Source organism: Amycolatopsis sp. FDAARGOS 1241, from assembly GCF_016889705.1.
In the GTDB taxonomy this organism is placed as follows: Bacteria; Actinomycetota; Actinomycetes; order Mycobacteriales; family Pseudonocardiaceae; genus Amycolatopsis.
Window position 1 is genome coordinate 2,911,563 of record NZ_CP069526.1, and the last position, 13,984, is coordinate 2,925,546.

Sequence of the window (13,984 nt, forward strand, 5' to 3'; positions counted from 1 at the left end):
GCTTTCGTCGTACGACTGGGTGCCCGGGCCGCCGCCTCGCCGTCCCGAGGAGGAACCCGTGCCCGACCACCGCAGGATCGGTCGTGAACTCGGCCTGTTCGGCAGCGACCCGCTCATGGGCGCCGGTCTGCCGTACCTGCTGCCCGACGGCGCCGTCGTACGCCACGAGCTGGAGGAGTACGTCCGCGCCGTCGAACGGCGCGCGGGCTACCGGCACGTGTGCTCGCCGGTGCTCGGCAAACGCGAGCTGTACGAGATCTCCGGCCACTGGGCCCACTACCGCGACGACATGTTCCCGCCCATGGCCGTCGGCGGCGAGCAGTTCGTGCTGCGCCCCAGCCTGTGCCCGCACCACGCGCTGATCTACCGCTCCCGCGGGCACAGCTACCGCGAACTGCCGCTGCGGATCGCCGAGCTGGGCGGGATGTACCGCGCCGAGCTTTCGGGTGTGCTCGGCGGGCTCGGCCGCGTGCGCGGGATCCAGCTGAACGACGCCCACGTCTTCTGCCGGCTCGACCAGGTCGCGGGCGAGGCCCGCGCGGCGCTCGAGCTGATCCGCCGGGTCCACGCCGACCTCGGCCTGCGGCCCGCGCGCTACCGCTTGTCGCTGGCCGGGGACGGCGACTACGCCGGCTCACCCGAGCACTGGGCCCGCGCGCAGGCGCTGCTCGTCGAGGCACTCGACGGGTTCGACTACGACGTGGCGCCCGGCGAAGCGGCGTTCTACGGGCCGAAGATCGACGTCCAGGTCGCCGACAGTGCCAGCCGCTCGGTGAGCCTGTCGACGGTCCAGGTCGACTTCCACCAGCCCGAGCGGTTCGATCTCGCCTTCATCGGCCCCGACGGCGCCGGGCACCGCCCGGTGATGGTGCACCGCAGCCTGCTCGGCAGCGTCGAACGCGCGATGGCGCAGCTGCTCGAGGAGCACGGTGGTGCGCTGCCGCCGTGGCTCGCGCCGGTGCAGGTCGTGGTGCTGCCGGTCTCGGCCGCCGAGCAGCCGGCGGCCGAAGCCGTGCTGCGCTGCTGCGCCGAAGCCGGGTTGCGGTCCGAGCTGTCGGCGGACGGCAGCCTCGGCGCGCGCATTCGCCGCGCGCGGTTCGTGCCGTACCAGCTCGTGGTCGGCCCACGAGAAGCCGAGGCGGACGTGGTCGCTGCGCGGCTGCGCAATGGCCGGCACCTGGATCCGTTGCCGGCCAAGGAGTTCGCCGCCGCGGCGGCCGGCCGGGTGGCAGCTCGCGGGGCGGTGCTGTGGTGAGTCCGGGGCCGGCTCAGCCGAGCGGGTTGGCGGCGAGCCTCGTCCCGATCCCGCTCGCCACCGCCTGTCCCGCCGCGCTGGCCGGTTTGCGGGCCGCCTGGTCTTCGAAGCACGTCAGGAACTGCGCGCCGAAGTCCAGGCGCGGGTAGCGCGACAGCACCCCGGCCCGCGCTTCGGCCGGGAACTCCTCCGGCCGGCGTCCCGAGACGTCCCAGCTCGTGGCAACCTGGAGCAGGTGGGATTCGGCGTCGGCGCCGGCCGTGACGTCGGGGCGCATGTGCAGGACGATGATCTCCTCGGCACGCGCGGCGCGCTCCGCGGGCCAGCCCGCCGCGATGCCGAAGACCCAGGCCAGGTGGCCGCCCGCGTCCTCGAACGCCAGGCGGTGGTTGTCGAATTCGCGCATGAGCCCGAGGTCGTGCAGCAGGGCCGCCACGTAGTAGAGCTCGTCGTCGAATGCGATGCCGTGGGCGGCGGCGTAGTGGGTGCCCCACAAGTACGCGCGGACGGAGTGGTTGAGCAGCGCGGGTGAGCAGTAGCGCGTGGCCACGGTCAGCGCCGCCGCCGCGGCAGGCGTCTCGGGGAACATGCCGCTCAGCCAACCACAACCGTCATGAACCGAGCAGGCCCCGTTCGAAGGCGACGGCCACCGCGGCGGCGCGGTCCTTCACGCCGAGCTTCGCGTACGCGTGGATCAGGTGCGTCTTCACCGTCGCTTCGCTGATGAAGAGCTTCTTCGCGGCGTCCTTGTTCGTGCAGCCGCGCGCGACGAGCGTGAGCACCTCGATTTCCCGGTGCGACAACGGTTCCTTCGCCGGCGCGCGCATCTGCCCCATGAGCCGGCTCGCGACGGCGGGGGAGAGCACCGCCTCACCGCGCGACGCCGCGCGCACGGCGCGGAAGAGTTCTTCGCGCGGCGCGTCCTTGAGCAGGTACCCGGTGGCGCCGGCCTCGATGGCGGGCAGCACGTCGGAGTCGGTGTCGTACGTCGTCAGCACCAGCACACGGGCCGGGTTACCGAGGCGCGCGAGCTCGGTGATGGCGCTGACACCGTCGGCGGCCGGCATGCGCAGGTCCATCAGCACCACATCGGGTCTGAGCGACTCGGCGAGGGTGACCGCTTCGGCGCCGTTCGCAGCTTCGCCGAGTACCTCGAAGCCGTGTTCGCCGGTGAAGATGCCGCGCAGCCCGTCGCGGACGATGGGGTGGTCGTCGGCGATGAGCAGCGTGACGGTCATGCGGACGCCCCCTCGTTCTCGATCCCGTCCAGTGTGGCAGCCGGGACGGCGGGCAGGTTCACCGAGATCGCCGTGCCGCCACCGGGTTCCGACTCCACGTGCAGCGTGCCCGCGAGCCGCTGCACACGGCTGCGCATGCCCGGCAGCCCGAAGCCGCCTTCGCCCGGCGCGGGGTCGTCGGGGCCGAACCCGACGCCGTCGTCGCGCACGTCGAGCGAGACCTCGTCGCCCATGTACGACAACGTGAGCCCGGCCCGTCCGGCCCGCGCATGTTTGGCCACATTGGACAGTGCTTCCTGGGTGATCCGCAGCAGCGTCGCCTCGAGCTCGGGGTGCAGGGGCACCGGCGTGCCGGTGGCCGTGAACCCGGCCGGCACGCCGGTGCGTTCGCTCCACAGCCGCGCGACCTCGGCGAGCGCGTCGGGCAGCGTCGCGGCTTCGAGCGGTTCCGGGCGCAACGCGTGGACCGACCGCCGTGCGGCCGTGAGGTTCTCGCGCGCGAGCGCGGTGGCGGTGTCGAGGTGCCGCCGCCACTCGGCTGGGTCGTCCTGCGCCTGCGCCGCCGCTTCGAGCTGGGTGATGATGCCGGTGAAGCCCTGCGCGAGCGTGTCGTGGATTTCCTCGCTCAGCCGCTGCCGTTCGTCGAGCACGCCGGCTTCCCGCGCCTGGGTGAGCAGCTGCCGCTGCAGGCCGCGGTTCTCGGCCTCCGCGGCGGCGAGCTGGTCGAGCATGCGCTTGCGTTCGGCGCTCTCGCGCCCGACGGCCGCGAACACCGCGCCGCCGCCACCGATCCCGGCGGTCTGCACGACCACGAGCGTCACCCAGATCGCCGGCGCTGTGGCGAGTGCGTGGATCGGCCCGCCGTTCGCGACGGTGTTGATCAGCAGCGACGTGATGGCCACGCCGAGGATCGCCGCCGCCACCGGGCGCATCCGCATGGCCGCGAAGAACCCGTGCACCATGAAGATCAGGAAGTAGGTCTCCCTGGCCTCGAGCACCGAGCCGAAGCTCACGATCCCGGCGAAGGTGAGCGCGGCGAACGCACCGTGCTCGCGCACCCGCGCGCTCGGCACGAGGGTGGTCAGCACGAGCCACCCCGCGGCGCCCGCCGCGATCGCGAGCGTGGTGAGCCGGTGCGCGGTCGTCTGGTCCGCGCGCAGCGCGCTCAGCAGGGTGGGAACGGCCAGCAGCACGTACGGCACCGTCGTTTCCGCGCGCGAGAACCACCAGTGCCACCGCGGGGGCGGATCCGCGTGCCGCTTCGCCACGGGTGGCAGCAGCGAGCCCCGCCAGTCCACCTTCACGTCCCGCGGGGCGCCCAGTCTCATGCCTTCAGGTCCTTCTGCTGCGGCCAGAGCACCGACCAGCTTTGGGTGCGGCCGGTGAGCAGCCAGATCGGCAGGTGCTCGCTCGCGTTGGGCACACGCAGGTGGTTTTCCACCCTGCCGATGATCCGCGCGGAACGGAAGTGCGGCGTCAGTTTCGCCGGATCCGCCCCCACGAAGAGCACCGCGTCGGCGGAATCGGGCGGCCGGCCGAAGTACCAGAGGCCGCGGCTGCCGCTGTAGGCCTCCGGCAGGCCGAACTCCGGGCCGTAGCGGTCGAGCGCGCCGCCGGCCCAGTAGCCGGCCGTGACGAGCGCGGTGCGGGTGCGTTCTCCGGGTGGCAGCAGCCGGTAGACCCCGGCGACGGCCTCCGCGAGGTCCGGCCAGCCGACCTCTTCGGTGGCGTACGCCGGATGCGGGGCTTCGGGGTGCTCGACGAGCCACTGCACGGGCCACACGGGTAGCGCGTAGGGCAGGCTGTACAGCGCCGACAGGACGAACACCGGCCACGTGGGCACCCACCGCCACCACAGCGCGGGCCGCCGGTCCTGCAGGTGCACGGCCGCGGCGGCCCACAGGATCGGGAACGTCCCGGCGGCGTAGTAGAACCGGCCGTTGGCCACGAGGAACAGCGCGACGACGCCGACCGCCGTCCTCAGCGCACCGACCGAGAACAGCGCGAGCGCGCCGAGCAGCACCACGGCCGCGAACCAGCCGAGGTTCACCGGCAGCGCCATGCCCAGCGCGATCCTGCCCGCCCCCACGACGAGCAGGATCGCGACCGCGACGGCGGCCAGGTTCACCAGCAGCTGCGCGGCCAGCAGCCGGCCGGGCGGCACGGGGCTCGCCGACAGGCGCTTGAGCACACCCTTCTCGCGGTAGGTGGCCACGGCGGCCGGGAACAGCATCACCGCGAGCATCCCGATCAGGATCGCCACCGCCATCGGCGCGATCAGCGTCGGCAGCGCGGCGTGCCCGCCGAGTTCGGCGCTCGGCTGGTTCGTGCCCGGCATCAGGCCGAACACGAGCACGAGCGCGAGCGGGATGCCGAGCGCCGTGATGGGCGCACCCGGGTCGCGCAGGAACAGCTTCGCCTCGACGGCGGTCATCTTCCCCAGCATTTCCTTGCCCCTTCAGCCCATCTTCTTGCCGGTCAGCGCGACGAACGCATCGTCGAGGCCGGCTTGGTCCACCCGCAGGTCCCCGGCGATGACCTGGCGGCGGGCGAGGAACGACGTGACGGTCTGCAGCGCGGCGCCGCGGCCCGTCACCACGAGCTGGGAGCCGTGGCGCTCGACCTCGAGCACGTCGGGCAGGCCCGAGAGCTCGCCGAGATCGACCGGCGCCGAGGGGCGGAACCGGATGCGCTGCTCGGCGCCGATCCGGCGGACCAGGCCCGCGGGCGTGTCGACGGCCGCGACGCGCCCCGCGTCGATCACGGCGATCCGGTCGCAGAGCCGCTCGGCTTCCTCCATGAAGTGCGTGACCAGCACGACCGTCACGCCTTCCGCGCGCACGGCCTCGACGAGGTCCCAGGTATCGCGGCGGGCCTGCGGGTCCAAGCCCGTGGTGAGCTCGTCGAGCACCGCGACCTCGGGGCTGCCGACGAGCGCGAGCGCGATCGACAGGCGCTGCTGCCGGCCCCCCGACAGCTTGTTGTACGGCGTCGCACGCTGGTCCGTGAGCCCCAGCAGGCCGAGCAGCCGCTCGGGGTCCGCGGGCTTGCGGTAGAAGGACGAGTACAGCTCAAGCGCCTCGCCCACTCGCAGCCGGTCGGGCAGCCGGCTCTCCTGCAGCTGCACACCCACGCGCTGGCGCAGCTCGGCGCGGTCGCGGCGCGAGTCGAGCCCGAGCACCGAGCACGTGCCGGCGTCGGGCACCCGCAGGCCCTCGACGCACTCGACCGTCGTCGTCTTGCCCGCGCCGTTCGGGCCGACGATCCCGAAGATCTCGCCCCGCTCCACGGTGAACGACACGTCGTCCACCGCCACTTTCTCGCCGTAGGTCTTGTGGAGGTGCTGGACCTCGATCACCGGCATGGCCGCCGTCCCCTCTCGATCACCACGTTTCGTCGTGAACGAGAGTTCCGTGCGCAGGGGGTGCGGCGGATCGCCGGAACGGCCACACCCGCCATCCACCAGGAGGCGGCGGGCATCCACCGATCGGTGGATGGTTACCGGCGGCGGCGCCAGGTCACGGTGATGTCCTTTGTGGACAGCCAAGCGGTGAGGTCGTAGCCGTGGGCGGACAGGCCGTCCACGGTGGCGTAGGCGGTTTCCAGCGCGTACGTGCCTTCGGCGGGGGGCAGCAGCCCGGCCGCGACGGCGGCCAGCAGCTCGTCGATGTCGATCAGGCGCACGGAGAACTTGTCCTTGAGCACGAGGTCGAGGTAGAGGTCGGTGGCGAACCAGCGGGAGCCTTCGCGGCGCACGCGGACCACGTCGAGGTAGAAGTCCTGGTCGCGTTCGTGGCCGGGGGTGAACCAGAAGTCGGTGATGCGCAGTCCGAGGTCCGGCAGCAGCCACGACTCGAGGTAGTGGAACTGCTCGCGCCCGGGGGTCGGCCGCGCGAGGTAGAGGCCGAACGGCTCCTGGCGGAACTCTTCCACCTGCCGCACGACGCCCTTGTTGTCCACGTTGACGCCGGCGGCCGGGTCGAAGCTCTCCACCTTCGGCGGGTGCACGTCGGTCATCCGCCCATCCTGCCGGGCGGGCCGCGGCGCGGGAGAGTGTTCGCGGTCCGTGTCGGCGAAATCCACCCGGTTGCCGAAATCGTCACGGGTCTGGCACGTGCGTCCCGTGCGCCGGAAGGGCCCGTTACGGCTCGCCGGGTTCGAAACCGTCTTGAGGGACACGATGTTCGGGATCCTCCGGCCGTGCCGGCACCGGCTGTCCGCGCGCCCGCGCACCGGCTGGCCGGCGCACCTGTGTGGGCTGTGCCTGGCGTTGCGCGACGAGCACGGGCCGCTCGCGCGCGTCGTCACGAACCACGACGGGCTGGTCGTGTCCGCGCTCGTGGGGGCGCAGTCCCCGGTTCCGGGCCGGCGACGAGCCGCGGGGCCGTACGCGGCTCGCGGCGGCGGTGTCGCTCCTGCTCGCCTCGGCGAAGGTCACCGACCACGTGGCCGACGGCGACGGCGCATTCGGCCGGGAGCCCGTCGCCTCGACCGCCCGGGCGGGTCGTGGCGCGGTGGGCGCGGCGGGGTACGCAGACGGGTTCGACAGCGCGGTGCTGGTGGCCGCGGTCGCGCGGCAGAGCGCGCTGGAGGAGGCGGTGGGGCCCCGGGGTTTCCGTGCTGGTGGTGAGCGAGCGGGCCGAGCCGGCGGCGCCGGCGGCGTTCGCGCAGACAGCCGTGCTCGCGGAGCCGCCCCGGGACCGTCGCGCCGCTCACGGAGGGCGGGCGTTCGGGAAGAAGTGCGGGCCCGGCGTGCGCCGCGACGGCTGCCGAACCGCTCCCGCGCAGGTCAGCGGAGACGTAGCTGAAAACTGTCGGGGGGTCGGCCTACTCTGGAGGACGTGGCTTTCGCAACCGAACACCCCGTCCTCGCGCAGTCCGACTTCCGGCCCGTCTCCGAGGTGCCCCGCACCGGCGGCCGGTTCGAAGTGGTCAGCGAGTACCAGCCCGCCGGTGACCAGCCGGCGGCCATCGACGACCTCGAACGCCGCATCAAGGCGGGCGAGAAGGACGTCGTGCTGCTGGGCGCCACGGGCACGGGCAAGTCGGCCACCACCGCGTGGCTGATCGAGCGCGTGCAGCGGCCCACGCTGGTCATGGCGCCGAACAAGACGCTGGCCGCGCAGCTCGCCAATGAGCTGCGCGAGCTGTTCCCGAACAACGCTGTCGAGTACTTCGTCAGCTATTACGACTATTACCAGCCCGAGGCGTACATCGCGCAGACGGACACCTACATCGAGAAGGACTCGTCGATCAACGACGACGTCGAGCGGCTGCGCCACTCGGCCACGATGAACCTGCTCTCGCGCCGCGACGTGATCGTGGTGGCCAGCGTGTCCTGCATCTACGGCCTCGGTACGCCGCAGTCCTACCTCGACCGCTCCACGAAGCTGGAGGTCGGCGGCACGGTCGACCGCGACGTGCTGCTGCGGGCGCTGGTCGACGTGCAGTACACGCGCAACGACATCGCGTTCGCGCGTGGCACGTTCCGCGTGCGCGGCGACACGGTCGAGATCATCCCGGCGTACGAGGAGCTGGCGATCCGCGTCGAGTTCTTCGGCGACGAGATCGACAAGCTGTACTACCTGCACCCGCTCACCGGCGACATCGTGCGCGAGGTCGACGAGGTGCGGATCTTCCCGGCCACGCACTACGTCGCGGGGCCGGAACGCATGGAGAAGGCGATCAAGGGCATCGAGGAGGAACTCGAAGAGCGCCTCGCCGACCTGGAGAAGCAGGGCAAGCTGCTCGAAGCGCAGCGGCTGCGCATGCGCACCGCCTACGACATCGAGATGATGCGCCAGGTCGGATTCTGCTCCGGCATCGAGAACTACTCGCGCCACATCGACGGCCGCGAGGCCGGGTCCGCGCCGGCGACGCTGATCGACTACTTCCCGGACGACTTCCTGCTCGTCATCGACGAGTCGCACCAGACGGTGCCGCAGATCGGCGGCATGTTCGAGGGTGACATGTCGCGCAAGCGCAACCTCGTCGACTACGGCTTCCGCCTGCCGAGCGCGGTCGACAACCGGCCGCTCACGTGGGAGGAGTTCTCCGACCGCATCGGGCAGACGGTGTACCTGTCGGCAACGCCGGGCCCGTACGAGATGGGGCAGACCGGCGGCGAGTTCGTGGAGCAGGTCATCCGGCCGACCGGCCTGGTCGACCCGAAGGTGGTCGTGAAGCCCACCGAGGGCCAGATCGACGACCTGGTGCACGAGATCCGCGAGCGGGCCGAGAAGGACGAGCGCGTGCTGGTCACCACGCTCACCAAGAAGATGGCAGAGGACCTCACCGACTACCTGCTGGAGCTGGGCATCCGCGTGCGGTACCTGCACTCCGAGGTCGACACGCTGCGCCGCGTGGAGTTGCTGCGGCAGCTGCGGGCGGGTGACTTCGACGTGCTGGTCGGCATCAACCTGCTGCGCGAGGGGCTCGACCTGCCCGAGGTGTCGCTGGTGGCGATCCTCGACGCGGACAAGGAAGGGTTCCTGCGCAGCGGCACGTCGCTGATCCAGACCATCGGCCGCGCGGCGCGCAACGTGTCCGGTGAGGTCCACATGTACGCGGACAAGATCACCGAGTCGATGCAGCACGCCATCGACGAGACGGATCGCCGTCGCGCCAAGCAGATCGCGTACAACGAGGAGCGCGGCGTCGACCCGCAGCCGCTGCGCAAGAAGATCGCCGACATCCTCGACCGCGTCTACAGCGAAGCCGACGACTCCGCGGAGTCCGTCGCCGTGGGCGGCTCGGGCCGCAACTCGTCCCGCGGCAAGAAACCGGAACAGGGCGACCGCGTCCGCAGCTCCGGCATGCTCGTCGACAAGGACGTGTCGGCGATGCCGCGCGCCGAGCTGGCCGACCTCATCCAGCAGATGACCGACCAGATGATGCAAGCCGCCCGAGACCTGCAGTTCGAACTGGCGGCCCGCCTCCGCGACGAGGTGGCGGACCTCAAGAAGGAACTGCGCGGCATGGACGCGGCCGGCATCCGCTGACGCTCGCGGGCTCCCTCGCCGCTCCGCCGCGGCGGGGGAGCCGGTCGCGGACGCGGGCAGCGCGCGGCGAGCGCCCGCGACGGCGAGCACCCGGCCGGGGCCGGGGGAGAGTTCGCGGACTGAGGTGCTTGGTTTGGTCGGCCGGGTCGCAGCGGCGGGGTCCGGCCGGAGCCGGGGAGAGTGCGCGGGTTGGGTTGCTCGGGTTGGTCGGTCGGGTCGCGGCGGCGAGGGCCCCGGTCGGGGCCGAGGAGGTTTCGCGGGTTGGGGTGCTTGGCTTGGCCAGCCGGGTCGCGGCGGCGAGGGGCTTGGCGGTGCCGCGGAGCTCTGCTGCGTTTGGTTAGTCGGGTCGCGGCGGCGGGGGTCCGGCCGGAGCCGGGGAGAGTGCGCGGGTTGGGTTGCTCGGGTCGGTCGGGTCGCGACGGCGAGGCCCCGGTCGGAGCCGGGGAAGTTTCGCGGGTTGCGGCACTTGGTTGGGTTGGCCCGTTCGCGGCGGCGAGGGTCCGGCTGGGGCCGGGGAGGTTTCGCGGCCTGGGGTGCTTGGTTTGGTTGGTCGGGTCGTGGTGGTGAGGGTCCGGCTGGGGTCGGGGAGAGTGCGCGGGTTGGGTTGCTCGGGTTGGTCGGTCGGGTCGCGGCGGCGAGGGTCCGGCTGGGGCTGGGGAGAGCTCGCGGGTTGGAGTTCTTGGCTTGGCCAGCCGGGTCGCGGCGGCGAGGGCCTCGGCGGTGCAGCGGAGCTCTGCCGCCTGTCGAGCGGAGCCGGGCTCAGCGGTGGCCAGTGGAGCGGACCTGGGTGAGGCCGGCCGCAGGCGTCGAGGTGGGCCGGGCGCTGAGGCGAGAGGTGTTCGGCTGCCGGTGGTGGGGCAGCGGTGGATTCGGCCGGCAGGCCGGCGGCGCGGCTGGATGTAGCCCGTTGGCGGTGTGGAGCGGAGGTGAGCCGGTGGCGCGGTTGGACGACGTGATCGCCCACTGCCTGGACAAGCCCGGGGCGGTGGAGACGTATCCGTTCGGTGAGCAAGTGCTCGTCGCGAAGGTGGCGGGGAAGGCGTTCGCTTTCCTGGGCCTGGAGCGGCCCGGGTCGGTGGGGCTCAAGTGCGGCGGCACGCGCGAGGAAGCCGCCGAGCTGCGTGGGCGGTACCCGGAGTCCGTGACGGTCATGGACTACCTCGGGCGCTACGGCTGGAACAGCATCGATCTCGGGGCGCCCGCGAGCGCCGCCGTGCCCGCGCCCGAGCTCCTCGAACTGGTCGACGCCTCATACGACGCCGTGCTCGCGAAAGTTCCCCACGTCCGGCGTCCCTGACCCGACCCGCGCGCCAGCGCCCGGCGTTCGCGGTTGAGGCCTGCTGTCGCACCCGGATGGGGGTGGCTGAGTGGCGCGAGTGGCCTCGGCCTGGACCGCTGCCGGCAGTCGGCCGCAGAGACACGTCCGTCCGGTGCTCGGGGGCTGTGGCCGCCGCCGGTGGTGAGGGACAGGTCGCGGCGGGTCGGGTGCGAACCGCGCGGATCAGCTGGGGGCGGGGGCGTTCTCGTCCGGCTGGAGGACGCCGAAGATGTTGCCGTCGGTGTCCTTGCAGTACGCGAGCCAGCCGACACCCGGCACAGAGTCCTTCGCCAGCGCCATGGTGCCACCGGCTTTGGCGACGGCGTCGATGGTCGCGTCGACGTCGTCGACGGCGATCGTGTTGACGAAGCCGTGCACGGGGGCATCTTCGGCGGGGGCCGGGCCGCGGCGGGGAAGGAGGCCACCGTCGATGCCGTCGCCGTCGCCGGTGTCGACGACCCAGTAGGGGATGTCGCCCCACTGCTCGATCTTCCAGCCGAACACGGCGGTGTAGAACGCGACGGCCCGCGCGGGGTCGCCGGCGTGGATCTCGAAGTGGACGGGCCGGGGCATGGCTGCCTCCTCAGACCGGACCGACAAGGGCGAGCCGAGACTACGCCCCGCACCGCCCCCCGAGGTCACCCGAGCCGCTGCCCGGCGCGGCGCGGCGATCGCGTACTCGTGCCCTCCGGCGAGCAGGGCCCACGGCCACCGGGCCGGCCCGATGGCCGTGGGCGGATCGCGACCGGGCTCTACGGCGAGCGGCCCGAGGGCGGCCAAGCCGGCGCCGGCGCGGCGGCCGCGCCGTTCGCGGCCGCGGCCACGCGCTCAGCGGTCCGCGTGCGGCCTGCCCATCGGACGCCGAAGATCAACAAAGGACCTACAGTCGCGGGCGGTCTGTCATGAGGGGGTCCGCGTCGAAGGCCGGGAAGCCGCCCGGCGCGGCCGGGGCGGCGAGAGAGCGCGCCGGCGAAGCGGGCAGCCCCGCCCACCGCCGGATGGTCGCCGTCGCTTCGGCGGCCTGCGCGGCCGGCAGCTGGGTGATGGTCGCGCCGTGGTTGCCGCCCGGGACGAAGTAGCGGTAGGAGTCCTTCGAGCCGAAGCCGAGCTCGAACGGTTCCGCGCCCCACGGGTCGTCGGACCCGTAGACGAACAGCAGCTGCCGGCCCTGCGTGCGGACCCAGAAGTCGATGTCCGGCATCGCGAGGAAGTCGAACCGCGGGATGCGCACCGACGCCGGCACGAACGTCTGCGGCACGTCCGCGCCCGGGTAGCGCAGCAGGTCGCGCAGGTAGCTGTCGTACGCCTCGGGCGAACCCAGCTGCGCGGCCGCCTGGTAGTAGTACGGCACGAAGCCCTCGAGCTCCTGGTCGGAGTAGGTGTTCAGGCTCTCGACCTGCTCGAACCACGCCCACACGTCCGCCGCCGGTGCACCGGCGGGCGGGATCGACGCGCAGGCCGACGCCGGCTGGTACTGCCAGAACGCGAAGTACGAGTCGATCACCGCGATCTCCAGCGACTCGTCGATCGAGCCGACCGTGGTGAACGTGTACCCCTTGCGCTTGGCGTCGTCCGCCGCCAGCGCACCGAGCTCGTCGCGTCGCTTCAACGCGTCGCGCTGCAACGCCTTCAGTGAAGCGCGGCACGCGGGGTCGCCGACGTTCGCGAGGAAGCGGTTGTAGCGGTCGACCGGGTCGATCACGTCATTGGGCGCGACGTACGGGATCGTGCCGTCGACGTCGTCCGGGAAGAAGCGCCGGAACTACGTCGCGGTCATCCCGCCCTTGCTGGCGCCCGTCGCGAGCCACTTCCCGGGGTAGATCTTCTTGAACGCCTCAACGGCGTCGTGCTCGTCGGCCGCCGCCTGCCATATCGTGAGATCGCGCGCCCAGTTCTCCGGCTCCGGCCGCGACGGCGTGAAGTACCGGTACTCCATCGACAGCTGGTTGCCGTCGACGATCCGCGTCGGCTCCGAGCGGTTCGGCGACAGCGATACGTTGTAGCCGCTGGTGAACGCGACGGTCGGCGCGGCGAAATCGCGGTGCAGCAGGGTGAACCGCTGCTGGAACGTCCGCCCGCCCGGGCGGCGGTGGTCGACCGGCTGCGTGAACGCCAGCTCGAAGAACCGGTACCCCGCGGGCGCCGCGTCCTCCTTCACGACCGTCAGGCCCGGGATCGACGCCAGCGCGCCGGTGATGTCATCCGGCCCGGCCGCGCTCGCGACGGGCGCGACGCTCACGACCGTCACTACGGCCGCGGACAAGACGGTGAGCAGCCTGCGCACGTGGTTCCCCTCGACGGCCCGAGATCAACTTCCGGATCTTCACAGACCCGGCCGGGCTCGGCAAGGCACGCCATCCGGTCGGGCGCCGACTTACGGAGGGACTCAGGGCTTGAGCACACGGTCCACATAGGACTTGATGGTCGCCAGCGTCGCGTCGGAGCGCCACATCCGCTCGACGTGGCCGTCGTCGGCGGCGCGGTTCTCGGCGATCCGCTCGTGGTAGGGCTGGCGCAGCTGCGCCTTCGTGTGCGCGAACGCCTCGGCCGGCAGTTCACCGAGGCGCGCGGCGAGCTCGCGGGCGCGCCCGAGCACGTCGGCGGGGGCCGCCACCTCGTCGACCAGCCCACGGGCCTGTGCGTCGTCGACGGTCAGCGTGGCGCCGCTGTAGATCAGCGCCGGCAGCGGCGTCGTGCCGTACGCGCAGCGCAGGATTTCCAGCGCTGCCAGCGGGAACGGGACACCGACGAGCAGCTCCGGCACGCCGATCCGGCCCTCGCCCGCGGCCGCGACGCGGTGGTCGCACGCCGCGGCGAGCACCAGCCCGCCCGCGATCGCGTGCCCGTTGACCGCCGCCACGAGCGGCCGGGGGAAGCCGAAGAGCGCGAGGAACGCGTCGGACAGCGCGGGCAGGAACTCGCTGACGTAACTCGCGCCGCCGGCGTCGATGCTCAGCAGGTCGACGCCCGCGCAGAACAGCGTGCCCGATCCGGTGAGCACGGCGGCCTTCGCGTTCTCGGCCGCCTCTTCGAGCTGGTACACGAGCTCCCGGCAGGTGGCGGTGTCGAGGGCGTTGCCGCGGCCGTGCTCGAGCGTCAGCACGGCGACGTCGCCGTCGAATGCGAGGTGGGTCGTCACGCGACGAGACGTTACCGCCGTCCGGCCGTCCTC

The 13,984-nt window shown here is 72.4% G+C and carries 11 protein-coding genes and 1 pseudogene; 3 read left to right on the forward strand and 9 right to left on the reverse strand.

Annotated elements, in window-relative coordinates:
- The first annotated feature begins 58 nt into the window (after window positions 1–58).
- Entirely contained in the window at window positions 59–1,255 is a 1,197-nt protein-coding gene (thrS, locus tag I6J71_RS14405; protein WP_204095178.1) for a threonine--tRNA ligase, read from the forward strand.
- Between the two features lie 13 nt (window positions 1,256–1,268).
- On the opposite strand, the gene I6J71_RS14410 is transcribed toward thrS, so the two are convergent.
- The 6 genes from I6J71_RS14410 to I6J71_RS14435 form a co-directional block, all read right to left on the reverse strand.
- Window positions 1,269–1,844 (reverse strand): HD domain-containing protein, encoded by a 576-nt coding sequence (locus I6J71_RS14410; RefSeq protein ID WP_204095179.1) that lies wholly within the window; start codon window positions 1,842–1,844, stop codon window positions 1,269–1,271.
- A 22-nt stretch (window positions 1,845–1,866) separates the two neighbouring features.
- Complete coding sequence (locus tag I6J71_RS14415; protein WP_204095180.1) at window positions 1,867–2,493, reverse strand: response regulator transcription factor; 627 nt, start codon at window positions 2,491–2,493, stop codon at window positions 1,867–1,869.
- A complete protein-coding gene (locus tag I6J71_RS14420; RefSeq protein WP_204095181.1) occupies window positions 2,490–3,821 on the reverse strand; it encodes a sensor histidine kinase in 1,332 nt (443 codons plus the stop codon). Before I6J71_RS14420 ends, I6J71_RS14415 begins: the two co-directional genes overlap by 4 nt.
- A complete protein-coding gene (locus I6J71_RS14425) occupies window positions 3,818–4,927 on the reverse strand; it encodes an ABC transporter permease (RefSeq protein ID WP_204095182.1) in 1,110 nt (369 codons plus the stop codon). The genes I6J71_RS14420 and I6J71_RS14425 overlap by 4 nt, the downstream gene beginning before the upstream one ends.
- A 24-nt stretch (window positions 4,928–4,951) precedes the next feature.
- Complete coding sequence (locus tag I6J71_RS14430) at window positions 4,952–5,857, reverse strand: ABC transporter ATP-binding protein (RefSeq protein WP_204095183.1); 906 nt, start codon at window positions 5,855–5,857, stop codon at window positions 4,952–4,954.
- A gap of 134 nt (window positions 5,858–5,991) precedes the next feature.
- A complete protein-coding gene (locus I6J71_RS14435; RefSeq protein WP_204095184.1) occupies window positions 5,992–6,510 on the reverse strand; it encodes a DUF402 domain-containing protein in 519 nt (172 codons plus the stop codon).
- An 824-nt stretch (window positions 6,511–7,334) separates the two neighbouring features.
- Here I6J71_RS14435 and uvrB point away from each other — a divergent pair.
- Both uvrB and I6J71_RS14445 read left to right on the forward strand, forming a co-directional pair.
- The gene (gene uvrB, locus I6J71_RS14440; RefSeq protein ID WP_304503274.1) at window positions 7,335–9,494 is read left to right on the forward strand and encodes an excinuclease ABC subunit UvrB; all 2,160 of its coding nucleotides are present in this window, start codon (window positions 7,335–7,337) and stop codon (window positions 9,492–9,494) included.
- 934 nt (window positions 9,495–10,428) lie between these two features.
- Window positions 10,429–10,791 carry an MmcQ/YjbR family DNA-binding protein gene (locus I6J71_RS14445; protein WP_239154813.1) on the forward strand — a complete coding sequence of 121 codons (363 nt, stop codon included), beginning with the start codon at window positions 10,429–10,431 and terminating at the stop codon, window positions 10,789–10,791.
- Window positions 10,792–10,995: 204 nt separating this feature from the next.
- Here I6J71_RS14445 and I6J71_RS14450 read toward each other — a convergent pair whose 3' ends face one another.
- From I6J71_RS14450 to I6J71_RS14460, 3 genes and pseudogenes are all read right to left on the reverse strand, one after another.
- Window positions 10,996–11,385: a VOC family protein gene (locus tag I6J71_RS14450; protein ID WP_204095185.1), complete on the reverse strand. Its 390-nt coding sequence runs from the start codon at window positions 11,383–11,385 to the stop codon at window positions 10,996–10,998.
- 307 nt (window positions 11,386–11,692) lie between these two features.
- Window positions 11,693–13,096: pseudogene (locus I6J71_RS14455) on the reverse strand (S28 family serine protease).
- Between the two features lie 102 nt (window positions 13,097–13,198).
- Window positions 13,199–13,951, reverse strand: a complete 753-nt coding sequence (locus I6J71_RS14460; protein WP_204095186.1) for an enoyl-CoA hydratase/isomerase family protein — start codon at window positions 13,949–13,951, stop codon at window positions 13,199–13,201.
- Window positions 13,952–13,984 lie beyond the last annotated feature (33 nt).